Source organism: Arenibacter hampyeongensis, assembly GCF_002909255.1.
In the GTDB taxonomy this organism is placed as follows: Bacteria; Bacteroidota; Bacteroidia; order Flavobacteriales; family Flavobacteriaceae; genus Arenibacter; species Arenibacter hampyeongensis.
On the sequence record NZ_PIOB01000001.1, the window covers coordinates 1,004,735 to 1,028,657 of the forward strand.

Here is a 23,923-nt window from a genome sequence, read left to right on the forward strand (position 1 = left end):
AAAGAAAATGCTTTCTTGCATTTTTGGGTCGATAATGGAACAACCTACTTTTTTCTAATATTAATTCCACTAAGGTCTTTTTGGGGTTTACCAAAACTATTTGTCCTTTATAAAAAAGGGGATATTAGTGCCAAACCAAAAAAAGTACTAACTTTTAACCTAAAACCAATGTCCTCATTTACCAGATTGACCAGGGCTTACAACAATGCCAAAACCCTGCCCTTTGATGATACCTCTAAAATTATCCTGTTCAGTGATTGCCATAGGGGGGATAGTAGTTTTGCGGACGAATTTGCCAACAATCGCAATATTTATTTCCATGCTTTGAGGCATTACCTTAATGAGGGATTTACTTATTGTGAATTGGGCGATGGAGATGAGCTATGGGAAAATCATTCCTTCGATTCCATTTTTACCGCCCATAAAAACGTTTACAAACTTTTGAAGCAGTTCCATTTGGAAAAAAGACTTCATATGATCTGGGGGAATCATGACATGGTTTATAAAGACCCGGAATATGTAAGGAATAATTTATCGCACTATTTTGAACCTATCGATGATTGCAATAAGGAATTATTTGAGGACATTAACTATCACGAGGCCATAATTTTAAAGCACAAACTAAGTGGGCAGGAATTATTTTTGACCCATGGACACCAAGCGGATTGGTGGAACTATACCTTTTGGCGTTGGGGTCGATTCCTGGTGCGTGTTCTTTGGAAACCATTACAGGTATGGGGCATTGCAGATCCTACGAGTCCTGCCAAAAATTACAAGGAGCTTATTAAAATTGAAAGGCGTATTAAAAAATGGATCATGGCCAATAATGAATTGTTGACCATTGTGGGCCATACCCACAGACCACGCTTTCCAGTACCTGGGGAAATACCTTTTTTTAATGATGGTAGTTGCGTGCATCCACGCAGTATTACTGGAATTGAAATTCAAAAAGGGACCATAGCCCTAATTAAATGGGAAATAGCCACAAAGGACGATGGCACCCTGCAGATTGTTAGAATTTTGTTGGAGGGGCCACAGCAACTAATAAGTTATAAGAAAGCTAAATCTTAGGTCTGCAATCCAAAGAAGATTGAATGTACAACAATAAAGTGGGCTATTATAGTTTAGTTATTGCAGCCTAAAAGTTATAGGAATGGTATAGGGAACCTTTACGGCCCTTCCACGTTGTTTGCCCGGCGTCATTTGGGGTAAAGCCGCTATAATGCGGTTGGCTTCCTTTTCCAATAATTTGTCAGGACCCCTAGTTCTTATATTGGTAATATAGCCGGTATTATCTATAATAAATTGCACATATACTTTGCCTTCAATACCCAATTCAACCGCTACATCGGGATAGGTAAACTGTTTCATGATATGTTCCTGGATTTTTTTCTGAAAGCAGGCTTTCTGGGCCTCGTTGCTGGTTTCCTCGCAACCGGGAAAAACAGGTACGTTTTCTATTACGGCAAAGGGGACCTCAATATCTTCCTCTTCCTCCTCTGTAACGGATATATCTTCTACTTTAAGCGTAGCCTCTTCCACTACTGTTTCCTGGTTGATTTCAGTACTTTGAATCACCGTTTCTTCAATTTCGGCAACATCTTCAACAATTTCTATAATTTCTGGGGCTGCTGGCGGGGGAGGCGGGGGAGGTACGTTTAAAGCCTCCGTAACAGGTACCTTTTCCTCCAAATAATCTGTTACTGTCAATTGTTCAATAGCCACATTTTCTTTAGGGTACGTTTTTAGCTCCAACGCCCCCCAAACCAGGAAGAGTACTATTGTTAGGCCTATTACAAAGAAAAGTCCGCTTTTTTTGTTTAAATCTGCCCTTGGATATTTTTTTGGTTCCATGATACAGCATTTTAAACTTTAAATTAGGAAGTATTTAAACCAATTCATATGACTTAAATCAGTTTTTGAACTTTTCTTTCAGTAAATTAGACACTTATTTAATCGATTAAACAAGCAATGAAACCAAATTTTTGGGAAAATATAATGGGCATTATTCCTTAAAGTTTTAAGCATAAGGGCCATTCCAATTTAAATGTCCAGAGTTTTAAATGTTGGTCATATACCCTCAACGCCTTTTTTTGCAAAGTGGGGGCAATTGGATGAAGACCCCTGTAATGTGGTGGATATGGATTTTTGTTATATTGAGGTGCAATGGCTTTTGTTGTACATCCTTTTATAAACAGAGACTTTTTTTAGAGGTTTAATTTGCGTTTTAATTAGTTATACGGCACAACGGACGAGCCTTATTATAAGTTGATGATGATTTGGTTTTGGGCCATTAGTCTTAAAACCTTACATCCAAGGTTTTAAACGGGGTATATTTTTCCTATTTTTAATAAAAACTAAGACTTTGAAAAAATACAATGTAAAAATATTAGGGATAGTTCTTTGCATGATACTTTTGTCATGTAAAGACGGGGTAAAGGTTAAACCAATAAATACCGTTGGTGAAAAGCAGAACCTTTATCAAGAGGCATACCGCCCACAGTTTCATTTTTCACCTCCTGAAAAATGGATGAACGACCCTAATGGTCTGGTCTATAACCAAGGGGTGTACCATCTTTTTTATCAATATTATCCTGAAGATATTGTTTGGGGGCCCATGCATTGGGGTCATGCTATAAGTAAGGATATGGTGCATTGGGAAAATAAGCCCATTGCCTTATTTCCTGACGAACATGGCTATATTTTTTCGGGAAGTGCGGTTCTCGATACCGATAATTCCTCAGGTTTCGGGAGTGTTGATAACCCTCCTCTGGTGGCTATATTTACCTATCACAAGGCAGAAGGGGCAGAAGAAGGTAGAAACGACTTCCAAACTCAAGGAATTGCCTATAGTTTGGATAATGGGGATACTTGGGTTAAATATGAAGACAATCCCGTCATAAAAAATGAAGGAATAAAGGATTTTAGAGATCCCAAAGTTTTTTGGAACGATAAGGCCAATAATTGGACTATGTTATTGGTGGCAGGAGACCACCTTCAAATTTGGCAATCCCAGGACTTGAAGGATTGGGATAAGGTCAGCGAGTTTGGAAAGGACCAAGGGGCACATGGAGGTGTTTGGGAATGTCCGGATCTTTTTCCATTAAAGGTGGAAGGTACCGATTTGGAAAGGTGGGTGCTCTTGATAAGTATTAATCCAGGCGCTCCTAACGGAGGCAGTGGAACTCAATATTTTATCGGTGATTTCGATGGTAAGACATTTACGAGCGACCAAAAGGAGCATAAATGGATAGATTGGGGAACAGATAATTATGCAGGGGTAACCTATAACAATGTTCCCAATAACGACCGAATTTTTATCGGTTGGATGAGCAATTGGGCCTATGCCCAGGAGACTCCAACGGAAAAATGGCGTAGTGCCATGACATTGCCAACAAAATTGACATTACGCCAGGTAAACAACAATCTTGAATTGTTCAATTATCCCTTGGATAGTGTTGATAAAATTCGGAATTCAGGCGCTCAAGAAGATATATCTATAGATCCACAATCGGTTAAGTCGTTAACTTTTGATCATTTTAATAGCTCCGAAGTTAAATTCAAGACGAGCTCTCGGGCATTCAGTCTTGACTTTCATAATAGTTTGGGCGAGATTTTGAATTTAAATTTGGATGCTGAAAATCAACAATTTGTTTTGGATAGGTCACGATCGGGAAAAGTTTCCTTTGATGATGACTTCATTAAAAATGTGCAGACCATGCCCGTGCCCAACTTGCCCAGTGGGGAATATGAAGTGCGCATCTTTATGGATTGGTCCTCGGTGGAGATTTTTATCAATGGTGGGCAATATGTAATGACCGCCCAGATTTTCCCCAACGAGTATTACAAGACCTTGGTAATTACTAATCCAGAGGATGATAAATTGGAAATGGAAAAATTTTCAATTAGTCCTATCAAATCCATTTGGTAATTCTCATAATCATTTTTAACCCCATTAAGACAGAAAAACTAATAAATGAAACGCCGATTATTTTTTAAAAATGCCGCTTCAGCATCACTAGGGCTTGGACTAACCAAGTTTTCAACAAATAAAATCGCTTCAAATCGCTCCCAAACGGACATTCAGTTCTGTGTTACGGTAGAGGAAAACAAGCTTCAATTTTATTCGGATGTCATTAAAGAGCCTATAAAGATTGTTCATATCGCCGATACCCATCTGTTCAGGGACGATGAGCGCGGTATTCCATATAAAAAATACAGTGGGCGTATGGCCAAGGCCTACAATCAGACCAAACACTTTAAAACGGATGAATCAACCAATCCTGAATTGGCATTTGAAGCTGCTTTAAATTTTGCAAAGGAGTCCCAGGCCGATTTAATTACCCTGATCGGTGATATTTTTAGTTTTCCATCCGAAGCTGCCATCGAGTGGGTACAAGCCAAATTGGAAGAAGTGAAAATCCCCTATATTTATGTTGCCGGCAATCATGATTGGCATTATGAGGGTATGGAAGGGTCGCTCGAAGATCTTAGGGACAAATGGATCAATAATAGACTACTACCTTTATATCAAGGCAATCATCCATTAATGGCGGCTTATGATGTGAAGGGAATCCGATTCTTGGCCATCGACAACTCCACCTATCAAATAAATGAAGATCAATTGGCCTTCTTTAAAAAACATGTTAAAAGCAACGTTCCTATAGTTCTTTTGGTACATATACCCATGTATGTCCCAGGGAAATCCATTGGTTTTGGATGTGGAAATCCGGATTGGGGGGCAACTACCGATAAAAATTTTGAATTGGAAGGACGCTTAAGATGGCCAGAAACTGGGCATACGCCAGCGACCATTAATTTTCATAAGGCGGCGTTTTCTGCACCAAATCTTATGGGTGTATTTGCGGGTCATATACATCGTTTTTCAATAGAATCAATAAAGGGAAAACCGCAAATAGTAACGGATGATAATGCTAGTGGAGGATACTTGGATGTTAATTTTATGCCATTGGAACCCAAGGACCAATCCCTTATTTTTTAGGTAGTTGAGTATTAAAAAGGAAGTTGTGTTGTGTAATCTATAAAAGTTAAAAATTGAAAATATTTAGAGTTGATCGTTTAGGAAATGTAAAATGTTATTTTATAAAATTGATCGGGTGTTTGTCGTTAGGCTTATTGACCCTCGGAGCATACGGTCAGACCAAGAAGTACGATATTGTTATATACGGTGGAACTTCCGCCGGGGTTGCGGCTGCGCTGCAAAGTAGTAGGATGGGCAAGTCCGTGGTGCTCATAGAGCCAACAAACCGAATAGGGGGATTGACCACCGGAGGGCTGGGCCAGACCGATATAGGCAACAAGCAGGCCATTGGGGGGATTTCCAGGGAGTTCTACGAAAACATCAAAAAATATTACGATGACCCCAATAATTGGAAATGGGAGAAAAAATCGGAATATATGGATAGTGGCCAGACCCGCACGGAGGAAGGGGAGGCTACCATGTGGACCTTTGAGCCTTCCGCTGCCCTTGCTGTCTATAAGTCCATGATGGACAAGGAGAAAATTAAAATGGTCTACAACGAAAAGTTGAACAGAGAATCTGGGGTGAAAAAAGTAGATGGAAAAATAGAGTCGATCACCATGGAAAGTGGCAAGACCTACAAGGGAAAGGTATTTCTGGACGCCACTTATGAGGGCGATCTAATGGCCTCGGCCGGAGTTTCCTATGCCGTGGGCAGGGAAAGTAATGAGGAATATGGGGAAACCTTGAACGGGGTGCAGGCCAATAGCATAAATAGGGCCTTGACGGGATTTGTTTCCAAAAATGCATTTAACCATAATTTTATCCCAGGGGTGGATCCCTATGTTAAAAAGGGCGATCCATCATCTGGACTGTTGCCAAATGTTAATGAAAAACCGGGACTTGAAGGGGAAGGGGATAAAAAAATACAGGCCTATTGTTTTAGGATGTGCCTAACGGATCATCCGGAAAACCGTATTCCCTTTCAGAAACCCTCAAACTATGATGAGATCAACTATGAACTGTTGTTCCGGAACTATGAGGCAAGAAAAGGGACTATAAGTGATATGTACAGTTATAGCAATACACTGATGCCCTGGATCAATTCCAGCATGCCCAATAGAAAGACGGATACGAACAACAAGTTTGGTTTTTCAACCGACTATATCGGCAGGAACTATGACTACCCCGAGGCCAGCTATGCGGAACGTGAAAGGATCATAGAGGATCATAGGAACTACCAAATGGGATTGATGTGGTCCTTGGCCAATCATCCGAGGATTCCCGCTGAGGTCCGCGAGGAAGCTTCCAGATGGGGCACTTCCAAGGATGAATTTGAAAGGGCCGATGGTTGGCAGCAACAGCTTTATATCCGCGAGGCCAGGAGAATGATCAGTGATTATGTTATGACCCAAAAAAATTGTGAGGCATTGATAGTGGCCGAGGATGCCATTGGTATGGCGGCCTATGGTATGGATTCCCATAACGTGCAGCGTTATGTCGATGCCAATGGATATGTCCAAAATGAGGGCAATGTAGAGGCCCATGGCTTTAAGCCCTATCCCATTAGCTACAGGTCCTTGGTGCCCAAAAAGGAGGAATGCAACAATCTTATTGTCCCTATCTGTGTAAGTTCAACCCATATCGCCTTTGGTTCCATAAGGATGGAGCCGGTGTTTATGGTTTTGGGACAATCTGCGGCCACGGCAGCAGTACTCGCTATAGATGGTGATACCAATGTTCAGGATGTGCCTTACGCCAATTTAAAGGAGCAACTTTTAAAAGATAGTCAAAGGCTAAAATAAATTACAATTTTCTTAGAGATCAATTTCAACCACCAAACTAAATGAAGCAAAAAAGAAAGGCAATTGAATTAACCCTAATCCTGGTTATAGCTGGAATGATGGGACTAACAGGCTACAAGGAGTCCAAGGAAAAAAGTAACTTGGCAGCTACTGCCGACATCATTATTTATGGAGGTACCTCCGCGGCTATTTCAGCCGCAGTAGAAGCAAAGCGTTCGGGAAAATCTGTAATAGTAGTATCCCCTGACATCCATTTGGGGGGGTTATCATCAGGAGGTTTGGGGTTTACGGATACGGGGGATAAGAGTGTTATTGGCGGGCTGGCCAGAGAATTTTATCATAGGGTTTGGCAACATTACAATACGGAAGAGGCCTGGATTTGGCAAAAAAAAGAGGAATACGGTAACAAAGGACAGGGTACCCCTGCTATGGATGGTGAAAATAGGACCATGTGGATCTTTGAGCCACATGTTGCGGAAAAGGTGTTCGAGGATTTGGTTAAGGAAGAGCAGATCCGTGTAGAACGCGATGAATGGTTGGATAGGGAAAATGGGGTAGAGATGAAGGATGGGAAAATAGTTTCCATTACCACCTTGTCAGGAAGGACGTATTCTGGGAAAATGTTTTTGGACGCGACTTATGAAGGGGACCTTATGGCTTCGGCGGGCGTAAGATATCATGTGGGGAGAGAGGGCAAGGAAGTATACGGTGAAGAATGGAATGGGGTACAGACAGGGGTCTTGCATCATAAACATTGGTTTCAATCGGATATTTCCCCATATGTAGTGCCTGGAGATGCCTCCAGTGGTCTTTTGCCTAAGATATCGGAAGAAGATCCCGGGGAAAGGCACAGCGGTGACGATAAGATCCAAGCCTATTGCTTTAGGTTGTGTATGAGCAATTTTCCAGAAAATAGAATTCCTTTTCCAAAACCTGAGGATTATGACCCCATGAACTACGAATTATTGGCAAGGTCCTTGGAAACAGGAAGGAAGGATTGGTTCGAAAAGTTCGATCCCATACCAAACCATAAAACCGATACTAACAACCACGGTCCACTGAGTAGTGATAATATTGGGATGAATTACGATTATCCGGAGGCCACATATGATAGAAGAAAAGAGATTATTAAGGAACACGAGAATTATCAAAAGGGACTGCTATGGTTCGTAGCCAACGACCCTAGGGTTCCTGAAGATATACAGGCGGAAATGCAAAAATGGGGCCTGGCCAAGGATGAATTTACGGACAATGGAAACTGGCCGCATCAAATCTATGTCAGGGAGGCCCGGAGAATGATAGGAGAATTCGTTATGACCGAAAATGAACTTTTAAAGAAAAGTCCAACTCCTGATCCAATTGGATTGGGATCGTACACCATGGATTCCCATAATGTTCAACGCTATGTGAAACCAGATGGATTTGTGCAAAATGAAGGGGATATAGGGGTTAGTACCAAGGGTCCCTACACCATTTCCTATGGGTCTTTGGTACCCAAAAAGAAAGAGTGCAAAAACCTGTTGGTGCCAGTTTGTGTTTCTTCAAGTCATATTGCCTTTGGTTCCATTAGAATGGAACCCGTATTTATGATTTTGGGACAATCAGCGGCTGCGGCGGCTGTTTTGGCAATCGATGAAAAAACTGCCGTACAGGAAGTGGATTACAATAAGTTAAAGAATGTTTTGTTGTCCAAAGGGCAAATTGTAGAATGATGATGATTCTTATTTTTATTAATGATCCCAAATTTTAGTGGTAAATTCTCCAATCCAAAGAATTAATAAATGGTTGAATACAAAATATTTTTGAAGCGAATTTTCGTTTTTGTCATTTTTGCCTTGCTGGCAGTTCCACTTGTGTCCCAAACCCTAAAAGGGGAAAAGGAGCAGGAAAGAATATTGAATTATATTTTTGAGGGAGGAAAAGAGGGTTATCAATGTTTTCGTATTCCGGCCGTGGTTGCAACAAAGAAAGGTGCTTTACTGGCATTTGCCGAAGGAAGGAAAAATGGCTGTAGCGATACTGGAAGTATCGACTTGGTGATGAAGAAGTCAACAGATGGTGGTAAAACATGGGGGCAATTGGAATTGCTCTGGCACGATGAGGGAAATACCTGTGGAAATCCTTCTCCAGTGGTAGACCGTACAACGGGAGATATTTTTTTATTGTCCACCTGGAATTTAGGAACGGACCATGAGTCAGATATTATTGCACAGAAGAGTAAGGACACCCGAAGGGTATTTGTAATAAAATCGGAAAATGATGGTGATAGTTGGAGTTCGCCAAAAGAAATCACATCAGAAGTAAAATTGCCCAATTGGACTTGGTATGCCACAGGACCTGGGTCGGGGATCCAAATTCTTGGTGGGAAATATAAGGATAGGTTGGTTATAGCCAGCGATCATATTGAGGCGGTAACCAAAAAGTATTATTCACATACCATTTATTCCGATGATCACGGTGCCACTTGGGAGTTGGGGGGAAGCACTCCTTTTGATCAGGTAAATGAATGTGAGGTTGTGGAGCTTTCCAACCATAGACTTATGCTGAACATGCGCAATTATGATCGGCAGATGAGCAGCAGGCAACTTGCCTATAGCGATGATGGGGGTGAATCGTGGAGAGATATGCATCATAATGAAACCTTGATCGAACCCATTTGTCAGGCCAGTACCTTGCGATTGGATTTTGAAGATCAGGTATATGTTCTTTTTGCAAATCCGGCAGATACTAAAGAAAGGGTAAATATGACGATCAGGGGAAGCTCGGATGACGGTAAGTCTTGGCCAATGGTAAAACAAATCTTTGCTGGGCCTTCTGCCTATTCAGATTTAACCCCTATAGACGGGAAAAATATTGGTATATTATATGAAGGTGGATATAAAAGTGCATACCAAGGAATTATTTGGGAGTCGGTAGGCATAATAGAACTCCTAGGAATGTAAAAAATATTAGGTCAAGATTTATTTTATTTTAAAATGGACCCTTGGAGGGGCGGCCGCTTACTATTTTAGAGACATTAAAAAGTGGGTAAAAATAAAAAAGCCCTTGAAAAACAAGGGCTTTTGAGGTGGTGCCTCCAGGAATCGAACCAGGGACACATGGATTTTCAGTCCATTGCTCTACCAACTGAGCTAAGGCACCAAACGCTGTAAGCGGGTGCAAATATAAATTCAAATTTATGATATACAAACAAAAATGAAAAAAAAGGCCTTTGTTTTTTTATGTTTTTTGATCTTTGTAGTATGAACTTGATCATAGATGTGGGAAATACCCTAGTAAAAATGGCGGTTTTCGATAATGAAAAAATAATTTCTTATCGAAAGATTTCCAAGGCAGATTTTGCAAAAAGCGTGAAATCTATCTTTGCAGAGTATGTTCGCATTCAAAACGCCATTGTTTCCAACGTGGGAGGAATTAGTCATGAGGAAATTACCATGTTATGTGTATTTTGCAAAGTTCATGTGTTAAGTCACGCCTCCAAAACCCCTTTTAAAAATTCCTATGCAACGCCCCAGACCCTGGGAGTAGATCGTATTGCCCTGGCAACAGCGGCCTTTTATCATAATCCAAAAGGAAATACCTTGGTCATAGACGCCGGCACCTGTGTTACCTATGATGCCATTAACGATTATGGGGAGTATTTGGGCGGTGCCATTTCACCTGGAATTGCCATGAGATATAGGGCCATGCACGAACATACTTCCAAATTGCCTTTATTGAAAAAGAAACCAATTATCGATTTTATTGGAAACACTACTGAAACTAGTATGCACAGCGGTGTAGTGAACGGCATTTGTAATGAAATAGACGGCATTATTGGGCAATATAAAAGTAGATTTGTCGATTTAACAGTTATTTTAACAGGAGGTGATGCTCAATTTTTGTCAAAACGATTAAAAAATACCATATTTGCGCATTCTAAATTTCTCCTGTTGGGGTTATATCATTTGTTAGAATACAACAAGCGCTAGATGATCAAAAATTTTATTATTGCAATATTATGCGTAACTTCGGTAGGCATATATGCTCAGAATAGTACTGCTTCTCCATATTCATATTTTGGTATTGGCGATTTAAAGGCTGTCAGTACCGTGGAGAATCAAATGATGGGTGGGTTAAGTGTATATGCCGACAGTATACACATTAATCTTAGTAATCCCGCAGCTTATAGCAAGTTAGGTTTAACAACCTACTCGGCTGGGTTATCACGTAAAGAGTACCGGTTTGAAAGTAATGTTGCCAAAGAAAGCGCATCAATTTCAAATTTGGACTATTTATCGTTAGGATTTAACTTGGGCAAAGGATTTGGTTTGGGATTTGGAATTATGCCCTATTCTTCAATAGGCTACAATTTTCAATCAGAAAGAACTTCTTCTAGCCAGGGTACAATATTGGAATCCTTTAATGGTGAAGGGGGATTAAACCGTGTGTATTTTTCTGTAGGCTATGAACTTTTTAAAGACTTTAGTCTAGGAGTTACCAGTAATTTTAATTTTGGAAACCAAAAGACCAATAGTTTTCAGACCATTGAAGATGTACAATTGGGTTCATTCAATAGGATAGAATCCAGGATCAAAGGCTTTGATTTTAATTTTGGAGCCAGTTTTACACCAACCCTCAACGAAAAACACACTCTTTTTACCAGCATAGTGGTTAATACACAGGCCAATTTGGTATCCGAAAACACAAGGACCATAGGTTCTTTTTCAACTGACAGTGGTAGGGATATAGAGGTGCTGGAAGTAGATTTGGAAGCTCAGGGTTTGGCGCGGACCGGAGTGCAGATTCCGACTACGGCCACTTTAGGAGTTGGCTATGGAATTGACAAAAAATGGTTTTTAGGGGCGGAGTACAGTTTTCAGGGGTTAAGCAGTTTTGAAAACGAACTTACTCCATCAAGCAATTTGGAATATCAGAATGCCGAGACATTTAGGCTTGGTGGATATTTTATCCCCGAGTATACTTCTTTTACAAGTTATATGAAAAGGGTTACCTATAGGGCCGGAGCAAAGGTTTCCAAATCGGGAATAGTGGTAGATAATAAGGAGATAAACGATTTTGGCATAACTTTTGGATTAGGTTTACCACTGGGACGTAATCTTTCTAATATTAACCTTGGTTTTGAACTTGGAAAAAGAGGAACAAAATATGGAGATCTAGTGGAGGAAAGTTATTTCAAAGTTAATGTGGGCCTATCTTTAAACGATAAATGGTTCATACCAAGAAAAATTAATTAAAAATTATTACTTTAACCACCTTAAAATAAACAGACAGATGAAAAAGAAACTCTACATCACAGCGATAGCCGCCATGGGATTTGTGGGTTTAGGGTATTCCCAAGCTCAAAATCCGGAGTGTATGACCAATCTTTCCATTTACACAGAACATGTGAAAGTTAAGAATTACGAGGCTGCCTATACACCTTGGAAAATGGTTTATGAAAATTGTCCAACATTAAATTGGGCCAATATTTTATATGGGGAGCGAATTTTAAAGGATAGGTTGGAGAAAGCTACAGGTGCAGATAAGACCGCCAATATAAATGCCCTAATGGAATTGTATGATAATAGGGCAAAATACTTCCCTGCCAAGACAGATGTAGCTGAGACCATTATTGATAAGGTGTTGTTGAAGTATGATGAGAAGATGATAAACGATGAGGAAATCTACACTCAACTTGACAAAGCTTTTACAGAGGATAAGGCAAATTTTAAAAATCCTAAGGCATTGTATTTGTATTTTTCCAGTTTGGTGGATCTAAATAGTGCTGGTAAAAGGGATTTGGAGGAAGTATTTGAAAAATATGACAACGTTACCGAAAAGATTGATGAAGAAAACGATAAGCTTACAGAAGTAATCAATAAACTTCTTCCCAAGGAAGATGCCGGTACCTTGACATCAAAGGAGAAAAAACAGTTGAGTTCTTATAATAGTTATTCTGAAAGCTATGGTAAGATAGCTGAAAGTATAGACAGTAAATTGGGTGCCTTGGCGAATTGTGAAAACTTAATTCCCTTGTACCAAAAGAATTTTGACTCCAAAAAGGGAGATATAACTTGGATCAAGAGAGCTGTAGGAAGAATGTATAGTAAAGAATGTACTGAAGATCCCATGTTCAAAAAACTTTTTGAAGTACAGTTGGCTATGGAGCCTTCAGCCAGTGCTTATATGTATGGTGGTGCCCTTAAGAACAATGCTGGGGATACCAAAGGAGCACTTGAAGATTTCAACAAGGCATTGGATTTGGAAACTGATTCTAAGAAGAAATCCAATATTGCCTATAAGATAGCTACAAGTTATAGAAGAGGTAGTAAGTCTACCGCTAGGAGCTATGCCCAAAAGGCAATAGATGCAAATTCTTCCAATGGTAAGGCTTATTTATTGATTGCAAGCTTGTATGCAGGTAGCGCCAATGAATGCGGTAGTACCCCTTTCGAGAAGAGGGCTATTTATTGGAAAGCCGCAGAAATGGCTCGCCAAGCTGGACGTGTGGATCCTGCATTAAGTGGCAGGGCAGGGCAGGCAGCTGCAAGTTACAGCGCCAAGGCTCCGTCCAAAACGGATATATTTAATTCCGGTATGGCAGGTAAAACAGTAAGTTTCTCATGTTGGGTAGGTGGTAGTGTAAAAGTGCCTAACCTATAGGATGATAAAAAAATCTTTATATAATTTAAGGAGCATTGCCATAGTTTTTTCTATGGCAATGCTTTTTTATTCCTGTGCCGATAATTACGAAAGAGTAGGGGATGAAGCTATAAAAAAGATTTTTCCAGGTGCTGTTGCGGAGGATTTTACCTTAACGTATACTGAGACCGATGAGCTCGAAAAAAATGAAGGTGTAGTTTCTGCCCATGTAGTAGCCGTATTAACAGGTCCCGTTTGCAATGATTTTACCACCTTGGATTTTCCTCATTACACCTTTCCTGATGGACTTATGGTAGAGTTTTTTGATGAAAAGGGAGAAAAAAGTACGGTTACCGCAGATTATGGGATTATTTATTCCAGTACTAATTTAATAGATTTGCAAGGCAATGTGGTTATAGAAACCAGCGATGGTAAAATGTTGGAGGCTCCCCAATTATATTGGGATAGAAACAATGATTGGATTTTTACACAACAGAAGTTTAAATATACCAATCCAGAGGAAGGAACTATAATGGATGGTGAAGGAATGGACTTTAATAGGGATTTTAGCTTTTTTAATGCTAATAAGACCTATGGCTATATGAGTATAAAAGAAAAGAAGATAGAAGAATGATTAAGATTTTAAGATATACGGAATACCTATATTTGGCAGTGGCCGTAGTGTCCGCCTTTGAAATATATGAGCAATGGAACATAGACAGACAGCGAGCCTACTTGTTTGTCTTCTTTGGAATAGTTGCTATAGGGATGTTCATTTTTAAAAAAACCTACAGAAAGAGGTTCGAAGAACGTCAGAAAAATAATAAACAATAATCTTGGAGGCATATATTGTCATTATCATTGTTATTTCATTACTATTTTCGGCTTTTTTTTCAGGAATGGAAATAGCCTTTATTTCTGCGAATAAAATTCACATAGAAATAGAGAAAAAGCAGGATGGTTTTATGCCTAAAGTATTGGCCCTCCTAACCAAAAAACCTTCCAAGTTCATTGCTACCATGCTAATTGGGAACAATATAGCCTTGGTGGTTTACGGTCTTTTTATGGGCGACCTTCTAATGGGGCTCTTTGCCGGTGTGGAGTCGTCCCCAGGTAGCGTTTTAACCTTATTGATAACTGACTTCAGTCTGGTGACCCAAACTATTATCTCTACTTTGATAATACTTTTGACCGCAGAATTTTTGCCTAAAGTATTATTTCAGATTTATAGCAATACCTTATTAAGATTGTTGGCCATACCTGCTTATGTTTTTTACGTATTGTTTTCGGTGATTTCAGATTTTATTATTTGGATATCCGATATCATTCTTAAAGTGCTCTTTAAAACAGATGGGGATGAGGTGCAATTGGCCTTTAGTAAAATAGAATTGGGAGATTACATTACAGAACAGATGGAAGCTGTAGAGAAGGAAGATGAGGTGGATTCGGAAATACAAATTTTCCAAAATGCACTCGAGTTTTCTGGTGTTAAGGCCAGGGAGGTAATGGTGCCTAGAACCGAGATTGCAGCGGTAGAACTTCACGAAACCCCTAAAAATCTGGCTAAGCTTTTTACGGAGACTGGGTACTCAAAAATTTTGGTATTCAAGGACACCATAGACAATATAATAGGATACGTACATTCCTATGAGCTTTTTAAGAAACCTAAGACGATAAAAAGTATCCTGCTTCCGGTAGAATTTGTCCCTGAAACAATGCTCATTAACGATATATTAAATATTTTGACCAAGAAGAGGAAAAGTATTGCCGTTGTGCTGGATGAGTATGGGGGCACCTCTGGCGTTATGACGGTAGAGGATATTGTGGAGGTGCTTTTTGGCGATATAGAGGATGAACATGATTCCACGGATTTGCATGAGGAGCAGATAAATCAGAATAATTTTAAGTTTTCTGGTAGATTGGAAGTGGATTATGTTAACGAACAATATAAATTGGAACTTCCTGAGAGTGATGAATACGAAACATTGGGGGGATTGATCATTAACGTAACAGGGGAAATCCCAGAAAAGGACTCGGAAATTAAGATTGATAACTTCCTTTTTGTGGTGTTGGAGGTTTCCAGTAATAAAATAGATATGGTGTCCTTGGTTGTCCTTGATGATGAGTAGGGAATTTGATGTTTTTTTTTGATGTTTTTTAGTTTTTATTATTTCAAAAGAAAGTAGTAATTTGGCCTCCCGATAGTAACGGGATAAATTTAAACAGTTTACATAATGGCAATTTTAGAGAATATAAGGAAACGAACTACCGTTTTAATTTTAATCATTGGTTTGGCTTTGTTCGCATTCGTAATTTCAGGTGTGTTCAGCAGCAATGATTTGGGCGGTGGAAAAGTTGGTTCTTCCGTGGCAGAGATTAATGGGGATGAGATTTCCATAGATCAGTTTAGAAGAGAGGTGGAGGCTTATTCCAGAATGGCCGGTCCTACTGCTTCTTCAATGCAATTGGTTAATCAGGTATGGGATAGGGAAGTTAGAAATACGATTCTAAATCAGCAGTTTGAGGAGTTAGGGATAGAAATAGAACAGGATCAGATAATAAACTACATAAAAACGATTCCTTCCTATGTCCAAAATCCTGAATTTCACAATGCTAGTGGTGTTTTTGATGATAATAAGTTTAGGGAAGCTGTAGCTGATTGGAAAGCGAATAATCCCAGTCGATATGCATTGTGGCTGCAAGATGAGCAGGCCATTATTCAGAATGCAAAGGAGCAAACCTATTTTAACCTTATCAGGGCAGGTGTTGGTTCTACCTTGAAGGAGGGTGAATTGGATTATAAATTGGCCAATGACAAAGTGGATATTAAATATGTTCGTTTGCCTTTTTCTTCAATACCGGATTCTACCATAGCAGTTTCAAAGAAGGAAATTGAGACATATATAAATAACCATAAAAAAGATTATAAGCAGGACAGGTCTAGAGATATTCAATTTGTCTATTTCGAGGAAAAGGCGTCTTTGGAAGACGAGAACGCTGTAAAGGAAGAGATTGCAAAACTTTTGGAGGACCGTGTGGAGTATAATGCCCAGAATGATACCAATGACACCATTAAGGGTTTTGGTCATACCAATGATATGGCTGCATTTTTGGATAGAAATTCAGATATAAAATTCGATACTATTTATAAGGCTAAAAAGGATCTGCCCGCGAAATTTGCAGATACCCTTATGACCTTGGAAAATGGTGGTTTGTTCGGTCCATATCGTGACGGTGATTATTTTAAGGTTTCCAAAATGATGGATAGAAAAGCAAATGGTACCGTAAAATCCAGTCACATCCTAATTCAGTATGAAGGGGCTCAGCGTGCCAATCCGGAGGTTACCCGTACCAAGGAGGAAGCCGAGAAGAAAGCTAAGGAATTGTTGGTTGAGGCGAAGCAGACGAATACTGTTTTTGCTGAATTGGCCAGAGACAATTCAGATGGTCCTTCTGCACCTAAAGGTGGTGACCTTGGTTATAATCAAGAAGGGGTAATGGTAGCGCCATTTAACGACTTTACTTTTAGCAATCCTGTTGGGGCCATCGGATTGGTCGAGACTGATTTTGGTTTTCATATTGTTAAGATAGATGACAAGCAGGATATTGTTCAATTGGCCACATTGGCAAGAGAAATCGAGCCTTCTGAGGAAACTGTCAACACGTTGTTTACCGAAGCTACCAAATTTGAAATGGAAACTACTTCGGATAAAGATTTTACGGCAGCAGCTAAAGAAAGTAATTTTGTGGTTAGACCCGTAAACAAAATTAAGGAGATGGATGAAAACCTTCCCGGTCTTTCTGCCCAGCGTTCCATTGTTCAATGGGCCTTTAACGGCGAAACCAAATTGGGAGAGGTTAAAAGGTTTAATATAAACAATGGCTATGCTGTAGTACAATTGACTGCAAAGTATGCTGAAGGACTTATGAGTGTTGAAGATGCATCGGCCATAGTGCTTCCAAAATTAAGAAAGGAAAAAAAGGCAGCTAAAATTATAGAGGCCAATAAAGGTAAATCCATGGATAGTTTTGCCAAGGATAATAATGTTATGGCCTCAACGGCTTCTGCTTTGACCATGAAATCGCCAATCATCCCGGGTGCCGGGTCGGAAGCCTTTGTAGTTGGTACTGCATTTGCCATGGAGCAAGGAGCTACCTCAGAATTGTTAACCGGTGATAGCGGTGTGTATATGGTAAGCGTGACCAAAAAAGAAGAGGCTCCAAAATTGGATAACTATAGTACGTATGCCAGTAGCTTACAGGCTTCGGCAGCAGGTATGGTAAACTTCGCTGTTTACAATGCCTTAAAGGAATCTTCCACTATTGAGGACAAAAGAGCAACATTCTATTAGTATCAAAGAAGTTCATTAAAACAATAAAGCCTCCCAATTGGGAGGTTTTATTGTTTTTGGTAAAAATTGTTACACTTTAATGGTGACAATCCAATGTTGGTGGTGTATGGTTACCTAACCATTTTTGAAAAGGGAACTACAGTTTTATACCCTTTATTCTTAAAGTAATCGGGAGTGGTTTTGTTACCAGTGGCAAGGATAAAATCGCCTCCCCAGGCCCCTAGGCTCTTAATGGCTCCCTTGTAGTCCGGAAATAAACGTTCTGTTACCGTTGGTACTTCAAGGATATCGGATAGGATTGCTTCGTGTTTTTTGATCAGCTTTTCAAATTGGGACAAGCGTGTACAAGTCAATACTCGTTGGGTAATACTACCAATTTGGGATAGCGGGGTAAAAGTGTTATAATTTTTTTCGCGATAATGGGCAATGCCTTCCCCGCTGTTTTGTTTTTGATTTAGATACACAAAGTACAGATCATTTTTAAAGTTTGGATTAAAGGCAACCGGTATGGCAATTGGTATTGAGTTTTTTAATTGATAGGTAATTGGGCCATTATGTTGCGCACAGGCTATATCGTACCCACTTCCTGATAAGGTGTTCCACAGTAGGTTGTAGGCATCTATATTTGCCCATTGGGCAATGTTGTTGACTAGGGTGGATGAGGATCCCAAGCCCCAAGTCCTAGGAAAGTTTAATGCCGTAGAAATTTCCATACCTTGATTGGATGACAAAAAATTTGGATTTAACCTCTTCGCCTCCAAAAGCAGTTTTATGAGCCTGTCCGAAACGGATTTTGATTCGGGTGAAAATGTGTTTTCTGAAACTTCTGTAAGTGTGTCGAGGTCATAAACACCTTCAAACCAAATCTTTCCCTTGTCGTCCAAACTTTTCCAAACTAGACGAATACCCTTGGTCTCTTTTACCGTCAAAGATTGCCCATATAAAGTAGGAACGGCCAAACTTAGGGCGCCATCCAGGACTAGATACTCGCCTGTTATCAAGAGTTTCCCGTTGCTATAATATTGTTTTGTCATTTCTTGTTTCTCAATTCTTCAAAGGCAACCACCACAGCGCTGTGTGATGCTGTATGTTTTTTGAAATAATCCACCAAGCTTAGTTTTTCAGCTTCTGTTGCCCCCAATTGGTTTAAAATATTTAATAGATGCATCTTCATGTGTCCTTGTTGAATGCCAGTGGTTACTAGCGAACGTACGGCACCAAAGTTTTGTGCCAGCCCGGCCACTGCAACTATTTGCATTAATTCTTTTGCTGTAGGATTTTGCAAAATTTCCAAAGCAATTTTTACCAAAGGATGTAATGTTGTTAACCCGCCAACCGTTCCTAAGGCCAATGGAATCTCTATCCAAAATTTAAAAACCCCCTTTTCAACACAGGCGTGTGTAAGACTGGTGTATTTCCCGTTTTTGGATGCATAGGCATGCGCTCCCGCCTCTATTGCCCTAAAATCATTGCCAGTTGCCAAGACGACTGCATCTATTCCATTCATGATTCCTTTGTTATGGGTAACGGCCCTATAGGGTTCCACTTTTGCAATATTTACGGCGCGTACCATCTTTTTAGCAAAATCTTCGGCCGTAATACCATGGTGGGCCTTCAAATCGGATACCGGGCAACTAACCTCGGCCTTTACCACACAATTGGGGATGTAATTGGAGAGAATACTCATGACTATTTCGATATCTTTCTCCTGGTCTGTAAATGGATCGTATACCTGAGCCTCATCCTTAAGTGCCTGAGCGAACCCTTCTAAACAGGAGTTTATGAAATTGGCCCCCATGGCATCTATTGTTTCAAAAGTACAATGCAATTGGAAATAACCTTCCAAATCCAAGGTTTTATCCCTTAATTCGATATTCTTGATACCTCCTCCGCGTTTCTCCATATTTTTAACAATGGGAGCAACACTGTCTGTCAATTTTGGCTTTACAATATTGAAAAATTTCGTTAGTTTTTCCGAATCGCCCTGGTATATAAAATGTACCTGCCCTACTTTTTCGGTGCCTAAGACAGTGGTCTTAAATCCGCCTCGAGTCTGCCAAAATTTTGCGGCTTTACTGGCTGCGGCCACTACCGAGCTTTCTTCAATGGCCATTGGTATGGCATAAAGTTTGTCGTTAATTAAGAAATTGGGGGCAATGCCCAATGGCAAATAGAAGTTGGTAATCGTATTTTCAATAAACTCATCATGTAAACTTTGCAGTTTTGCATCATTGTTCCAATACTGTTTTAAGATGGCAACGGTTTCCTCCCTATTTTTGGTATAATGTTGGGCGATCCAGTTAATTTTGTCCTCTTTGGTCAGTTTGGAAAATCCTTCTATCGGAGTGGTCATTGAGCTTTTGGTTTCTTGGGGTAAAGATAGTAATAAGGTGTCAAAACATTTAATATCTTAAAACTGGTTTACTGGCACGACTGATTGTTATTTTTTTAGCATAAAACACCTGTTTTTGTTATTTTTTTAGTAAACTTGGAGATTTGAATCAATTTTGATAATCCTGAAATTCCTTTAATAGTTTTTCAGTAATAATATGACTTTTAAATTTTTGTTCTCGTGAGAAATTCCCCCTTCCTATTGTTATTACTGTTTTTTATATGCCATTTTTCAATTCTAATAGCCCAAAACAAACAAATCTCCTTAGAAGAAATTTACCAAGATGACTTCAGGGTCGAGGGTTTGGATAAGTTGCATTCCATGAAAAATGGAAAACAATATTCTATTTTAAATATTGATCCCGTTACAGGAATATCGTCTATTGAGAAGTATGATTATAAGACCTTGAACAAGGTAGAAACCATCCTAACTTCTTCAAATTTTGATTCGATACCTTTTTTTACTTCTTACGAATTTAGTAAGGACGAATCCAAGATATTATTGGCAACGGAAATCCAATCCATTTTCAGAAGGTCTACTTTAGGCGTTTTCTATGTGTACGACCTTAATTCTAAATCAATTTTAAAAGTTTCGGATTCCAAGATTCAAGAGCCAAGCCTATCACCAGACGGGAGCAAGGTTGCATATGTGCAAAACAATAATATTTATGTTTTTGATATTACCAGCAAACTTACGGATCAACTTACCTTTGATGGGGAGAAGAATAGGATAATCAACGGGATAACGGACTGGGTCTACGAAGAGGAATTTGCTTTCGTAAGGGCTTTTGAGTGGAATTCGGATGGTTCTAAATTGGCTTTTATACGTTTTGATGAAATCGAAGTTCCTGAATTTTCCATGGATGTTTACGGTTCCAGTCTTTACCAGACCCAATCTGCTTTTAAATATCCTAAGGCCGGAGAAAATAATTCAGAGGTTTCCCTGCATATTGTGGATGTTGGTACCAACGGGATATCGGAGGTGGATCTGAACAACCCCTACTATATCCCTAGAATCCAATGGATGCACCATTCCAATTTTCTTAGTGTTCAGACCCTGAACCGTCACCAGAACAAATTAAATTTATTTAAGGTAAACGCTACTGAACATAATACCCGCGTTTTATTGGAAGAAACTGATGATGCTTATGTGAATGTTAAGGATGACCTTACCTTTTTAGAGGATGATAGCTTTATTTGGACAAGTGAGAAAGATGGATTTAACCATATTTACCTGTACAATGCGGAGGGGAAATTAATGAATCAAGTGACCAAAGGTCCTTGGGAGATAACCAAATATTACGGGTACGACCAAAAGAAAGATCTTATTTATTATCAATCCACCGAAAGCGGATCAATAAATCGCGATGTTTACAGCGTGCGGAGTAATGGGAAGAATAAAAAAAGGATGACAGCCAAGGAGGGGACTAATGCTGCCGATTTTAGTGCTGATTTTACCTATTTCATAAATACCTTTTCCAGCGCAACCACTCCTCCGGAATACACCCTTCATAATTCCTTGAGTGGAAAAAAAGTAAAGGACATTTTAAATAACCGGGAAGTATTGTCTAAATTGGGCAATTACAGGATAAGTCCTAAGGAATTTTCCACAATCGCGATTAATGGAAATGAATTGAATATGTGGATGATAAAACCAAAGGATTTTGACCCAACTAAAAAATATCCCCTTTTTATGAACCAATACAGTGGTCCAGGTTCACAATCCGTTTCCAACTCTTGGATGGGCACCAACGATTATTGGTTTCAAATGTTGGCAAATGAAGGTTACATTGTTGCTTGTGTAGACGGTAGGGGAACCGGATACATGGGAGCGGAATTTAAAAAGGTGACCTATAGGGAATTGGGAAAATATGAAGTAGAGGATCAGATAGCTGCGGCCAAAAAATTAAGCGAATTGCCATTTGTTGACCAATCAAGGACAGGAATTTGGGGATGGAGTTATGGCGGGTTTATGTCTACCAATTGCTTGTTAAAAGGGAATGATACCTTTGAAATGGCCATTGCGGTGGCACCGGTAACTTCATGGCGATTTTACGACTCCATTTATACAGAGCGGTTTATGCGGACACCGCAGGAAAATCCAAGTGGTTACGATGAAAACTCTCCATTTAATTATCCAGAACTTTTGAAGGGAAAGTATTTATTGGTACATGGTTCTGCCGATGATAATGTGCACTTACAAAATACGATGCGCATGGTAGAAGCTTTGGTACAAGCCAATAAACAATTCGATTGGGCCGTATATCCCGATAAAAATCACAGTATCCGGGGAGGAAATACCCGCCTACACCTTTTCACAAAAATGACCAATTTTATAAAAGAAAATCTATAATACATAAATCATACTTATGCAGACTACTGTTAAAGCAGCACATCAAAAGGAATTATTAGGTCATCCGGTAGGATTATATATCCTCTTTTTTACGGAAATGTGGGAACGATTTTCCTATTATGGGATGCGAGCTATTTTGGTTTTATATTTAATTACCGAAACTACGGATAGAAATCCAGGCTTGGGCTGGACCAATATTGAGGCTCTGGGATTATATGGTTGGTATACCATGTTGGTTTATGTGGCGTCTATTCCCGGTGGGATTATTGCAGATAGGCTTCTTGGACAGAAAAAGGCAGTCATAGTTGGAGCGGTTCTCTTGGTTATAGGCCACAGTATATTGGCTATAGAACAGATGTGGGCATTTTACACTGGTCTCGGCTTTATAATTTCCGGGGTTGGTATGTTAAAGCCCAATATATCTACCATGGTCGGCGGGCTTTATCCTAAAGGAGATATTAGAAGGGATAAGGGATTTACCATATTTTATATCGGTATTAATATTGGGGCATTTCTTTCCAGTTTAATTGTAGGGTATGTAGGTGAGGTTTACGGCTGGCATTATGGATTTGGCTTGGCCGGTATCTGTATGCTTTTGGGACTTGTGCAATTTATTCTTGGTCAAAAATATCTGGTTGGTGTGGGCGACTTTCTAGGGAAATCTGAGAATAAGGAAGATCAGGAAGCTTTAAAGAGACCACTTAATAAAATTGAAAAGGATAGGGTAATTGTTTTAATTCTATCTTTTCTAATGGTAATCGTTTTCTTTGGTGCCTTTGAACAAGCAGGTGGATTAATGAATATTTACGCTTCCGAAAAGACCAATAGAATGTTGATGGGTTGGGAGGTTCCAGCTTCTTGGTTCCAATCCTTGAATGCCTTTTTTATTATTGTTCTAGGGGCTGTGGTAGCCAACTTTTGGGCCAGTCGAAAACTTAGAGGAAAGGAAGCTTCCTCCCTTTTTAAAATGATAGTGGGACTGATTATCATGGGTACGGGATTTTTATTTATGACGGCTGCGACCGCTCAATTTGAAAGCTCGGGATCATCTGCCATGTATTGGTTGGTGTTGGCATATATGTTCCATACTGTGGGAGAGTTGAGTCTTTCTCCGGTGTCCTTATCATTTGTTACCAAATTGGCGCCGGCCAAATACGCCTCCTTAATGATGGGCCTATATTTTGCAACAACAGGTTTGGGTAATAAAGTAGCAGGATTATTGGGGGAATCCGCTTCCCATTTAGGGGAGTATACGGTATTTACCGGGATAGCCATTTTCTGTATTCTTTTTGGATTGCTCATTGGAGTTTTCTTGAAAAAATTAAAAACATTGACGCATGGCGCGGAAGATAATGAGCACAAAATTACACACTAAAGCTTTTGGCGGGCAATTTGTATTATGACCAAATGAATTTTT

18 protein-coding genes and 1 tRNA gene are annotated in these 23,923 nt (G+C 39.7%); 15 read left to right on the forward strand and 4 right to left on the reverse strand.

Features of this window, described 5'->3' with window-relative positions:
- Positions 1 to 168: 168 nt before the first annotated feature.
- A complete protein-coding gene (locus CWD91_RS04090; RefSeq protein WP_103439894.1) occupies positions 169 to 1,071 on the forward strand; it encodes a metallophosphoesterase family protein in 903 nt (300 codons plus the stop codon).
- A gap of 57 nt (positions 1,072 to 1,128) precedes the next feature.
- Here the strand turns inward: CWD91_RS04090 and CWD91_RS04095 are convergent, their stop codons facing one another.
- A complete protein-coding gene (locus tag CWD91_RS04095; RefSeq protein ID WP_103439643.1) occupies positions 1,129 to 1,854 on the reverse strand; it encodes an energy transducer TonB in 726 nt (241 codons plus the stop codon).
- Between the two features lie 511 nt (positions 1,855 to 2,365).
- On the opposite strand from CWD91_RS04095, the gene CWD91_RS04100 reads away from it, so the two are divergent.
- The 5 genes from CWD91_RS04100 to CWD91_RS04120 all read left to right on the forward strand — a co-directional run bounded on the left by CWD91_RS04100 (position 2,366) and on the right by CWD91_RS04120 (position 9,728).
- Positions 2,366 to 3,931, forward strand: coding sequence for a glycoside hydrolase family 32 protein (locus CWD91_RS04100; RefSeq protein WP_239985644.1), 1,566 nt, complete (start codon positions 2,366 to 2,368; stop codon positions 3,929 to 3,931).
- Between the two features lie 45 nt (positions 3,932 to 3,976).
- On the forward strand, positions 3,977 to 5,002 hold the full coding sequence (locus tag CWD91_RS04105) for a metallophosphoesterase family protein (RefSeq protein WP_103439645.1): 1,026 nt from the start codon (positions 3,977 to 3,979) through the stop codon (positions 5,000 to 5,002).
- 53 nt (positions 5,003 to 5,055) lie between these two features.
- Positions 5,056 to 6,786 carry an FAD-dependent oxidoreductase gene (locus tag CWD91_RS04110; RefSeq protein ID WP_239985645.1) on the forward strand — a complete coding sequence of 577 codons (1,731 nt, stop codon included), beginning with the start codon at positions 5,056 to 5,058 and terminating at the stop codon, positions 6,784 to 6,786.
- Between the two features lie 41 nt (positions 6,787 to 6,827).
- Positions 6,828 to 8,498 (forward strand): FAD-dependent oxidoreductase, encoded by a 1,671-nt coding sequence (locus tag CWD91_RS04115; protein ID WP_205164594.1) that lies wholly within the window; start codon positions 6,828 to 6,830, stop codon positions 8,496 to 8,498.
- A gap of 69 nt (positions 8,499 to 8,567) precedes the next feature.
- On the forward strand, positions 8,568 to 9,728 hold the full coding sequence (locus tag CWD91_RS04120; protein WP_103439646.1) for a sialidase family protein: 1,161 nt from the start codon (positions 8,568 to 8,570) through the stop codon (positions 9,726 to 9,728).
- A gap of 126 nt (positions 9,729 to 9,854) precedes the next feature.
- Here CWD91_RS04120 and CWD91_RS04125 read toward each other — a convergent pair.
- Positions 9,855 to 9,927 (reverse strand) — tRNA-Phe (locus CWD91_RS04125).
- A gap of 101 nt (positions 9,928 to 10,028) precedes the next feature.
- On the opposite strand from CWD91_RS04125, the gene CWD91_RS04130 reads away from it, so the two are divergent.
- The 7 genes from CWD91_RS04130 to CWD91_RS04160 all read left to right on the forward strand — a co-directional run bounded on the left by CWD91_RS04130 (position 10,029) and on the right by CWD91_RS04160 (position 17,762).
- Positions 10,029 to 10,757: a type III pantothenate kinase gene (locus CWD91_RS04130; protein ID WP_103439647.1), complete on the forward strand. Its 729-nt coding sequence runs from the start codon at positions 10,029 to 10,031 to the stop codon at positions 10,755 to 10,757.
- The gene (locus tag CWD91_RS04135) at positions 10,758 to 12,023 is read left to right on the forward strand and encodes a porin family protein (RefSeq protein WP_103439648.1); all 1,266 of its coding nucleotides are present in this window, start codon (positions 10,758 to 10,760) and stop codon (positions 12,021 to 12,023) included.
- A gap of 37 nt (positions 12,024 to 12,060) precedes the next feature.
- On the forward strand, positions 12,061 to 13,431 hold the full coding sequence (locus tag CWD91_RS04140; protein WP_103439649.1) for a hypothetical protein: 1,371 nt from the start codon (positions 12,061 to 12,063) through the stop codon (positions 13,429 to 13,431).
- 1 nt (position 13,432) lies between these two features.
- Positions 13,433 to 14,044 carry an LPS export ABC transporter periplasmic protein LptC gene (gene lptC / locus CWD91_RS04145; protein ID WP_103439650.1) on the forward strand — a complete coding sequence of 204 codons (612 nt, stop codon included), beginning with the start codon at positions 13,433 to 13,435 and terminating at the stop codon, positions 14,042 to 14,044.
- Positions 14,041 to 14,244 (forward strand): hypothetical protein, encoded by a 204-nt coding sequence (locus CWD91_RS04150; RefSeq protein ID WP_103439651.1) that lies wholly within the window; start codon positions 14,041 to 14,043, stop codon positions 14,242 to 14,244. The genes lptC and CWD91_RS04150 overlap by 4 nt, the downstream gene beginning before the upstream one ends.
- Complete coding sequence (locus tag CWD91_RS04155) at positions 14,244 to 15,539, forward strand: hemolysin family protein (protein WP_103439652.1); 1,296 nt, start codon at positions 14,244 to 14,246, stop codon at positions 15,537 to 15,539. Before CWD91_RS04150 ends, CWD91_RS04155 begins: the two co-directional genes overlap by 1 nt.
- Before the next feature lie 105 nt (positions 15,540 to 15,644).
- The gene (locus tag CWD91_RS04160; RefSeq protein ID WP_103439653.1) at positions 15,645 to 17,762 is read left to right on the forward strand and encodes a peptidylprolyl isomerase; all 2,118 of its coding nucleotides are present in this window, start codon (positions 15,645 to 15,647) and stop codon (positions 17,760 to 17,762) included.
- A 110-nt stretch (positions 17,763 to 17,872) separates the two neighbouring features.
- Here the strand turns inward: CWD91_RS04160 and CWD91_RS04165 are convergent, their stop codons facing one another.
- Both CWD91_RS04165 and CWD91_RS04170 read right to left on the reverse strand, forming a co-directional pair.
- Positions 17,873 to 18,796: a GYDIA family GHMP kinase gene (locus CWD91_RS04165; protein WP_103439654.1), complete on the reverse strand. Its 924-nt coding sequence runs from the start codon at positions 18,794 to 18,796 to the stop codon at positions 17,873 to 17,875.
- Complete coding sequence (locus CWD91_RS04170; protein ID WP_103439655.1) at positions 18,793 to 20,115, reverse strand: hydroxymethylglutaryl-CoA reductase, degradative; 1,323 nt, start codon at positions 20,113 to 20,115, stop codon at positions 18,793 to 18,795. The genes CWD91_RS04165 and CWD91_RS04170 overlap by 4 nt, the downstream gene beginning before the upstream one ends.
- A gap of 360 nt (positions 20,116 to 20,475) precedes the next feature.
- On the opposite strand from CWD91_RS04170, the gene CWD91_RS04175 reads away from it, so the two are divergent.
- Positions 20,476 to 22,506, forward strand: coding sequence for a S9 family peptidase (locus tag CWD91_RS04175; protein WP_239985646.1), 2,031 nt, complete (start codon positions 20,476 to 20,478; stop codon positions 22,504 to 22,506).
- A 16-nt stretch (positions 22,507 to 22,522) separates the two neighbouring features.
- A complete protein-coding gene (locus CWD91_RS04180) occupies positions 22,523 to 23,881 on the forward strand; it encodes a peptide MFS transporter (protein ID WP_103439657.1) in 1,359 nt (452 codons plus the stop codon).
- The last annotated feature ends 42 nt before the right edge of the window (positions 23,882 to 23,923 follow it).

Coding starts and splice junctions, on each gene's coding strand:
- CWD91_RS04140 (WP_103439649.1), top strand. CDS start 12,061: ATGAAAAAGAAACTCTACATCACAGCGATAGCCGCCATGGGATTTGTG.
- CWD91_RS04095 (WP_103439643.1), bottom strand. CDS start 1,854: ATGGAACCAAAAAAATATCCAAGGGCAGATTTAAACAAAAAAAGCGGA.
- CWD91_RS04170 (WP_103439655.1), bottom strand. CDS start 20,115: ATGACCACTCCGATAGAAGGATTTTCCAAACTGACCAAAGAGGACAAA.
- CWD91_RS04090 (WP_103439894.1), top strand. CDS start 169: ATGTCCTCATTTACCAGATTGACCAGGGCTTACAACAATGCCAAAACC.
- CWD91_RS04135 (WP_103439648.1), top strand. CDS start 10,758: ATGATCAAAAATTTTATTATTGCAATATTATGCGTAACTTCGGTAGGC.
- CWD91_RS04120 (WP_103439646.1), top strand. CDS start 8,568: ATGGTTGAATACAAAATATTTTTGAAGCGAATTTTCGTTTTTGTCATT.
- CWD91_RS04130 (WP_103439647.1), top strand. CDS start 10,029: ATGAACTTGATCATAGATGTGGGAAATACCCTAGTAAAAATGGCGGTT.
- CWD91_RS04115 (WP_205164594.1), top strand. CDS start 6,828: ATGAAGCAAAAAAGAAAGGCAATTGAATTAACCCTAATCCTGGTTATA.
- CWD91_RS04160 (WP_103439653.1), top strand. CDS start 15,645: ATGGCAATTTTAGAGAATATAAGGAAACGAACTACCGTTTTAATTTTA.
- CWD91_RS04165 (WP_103439654.1), bottom strand. CDS start 18,796: ATGACAAAACAATATTATAGCAACGGGAAACTCTTGATAACAGGCGAG.
- CWD91_RS04150 (WP_103439651.1), top strand. CDS start 14,041: ATGATTAAGATTTTAAGATATACGGAATACCTATATTTGGCAGTGGCC.
- CWD91_RS04180 (WP_103439657.1), top strand. CDS start 22,523: ATGCAGACTACTGTTAAAGCAGCACATCAAAAGGAATTATTAGGTCAT.
- CWD91_RS04105 (WP_103439645.1), top strand. CDS start 3,977: ATGAAACGCCGATTATTTTTTAAAAATGCCGCTTCAGCATCACTAGGG.
- lptC (WP_103439650.1), top strand. CDS start 13,433: ATGATAAAAAAATCTTTATATAATTTAAGGAGCATTGCCATAGTTTTT.
- CWD91_RS04175 (WP_239985646.1), top strand. CDS start 20,476: ATGAAAAATGGAAAACAATATTCTATTTTAAATATTGATCCCGTTACA.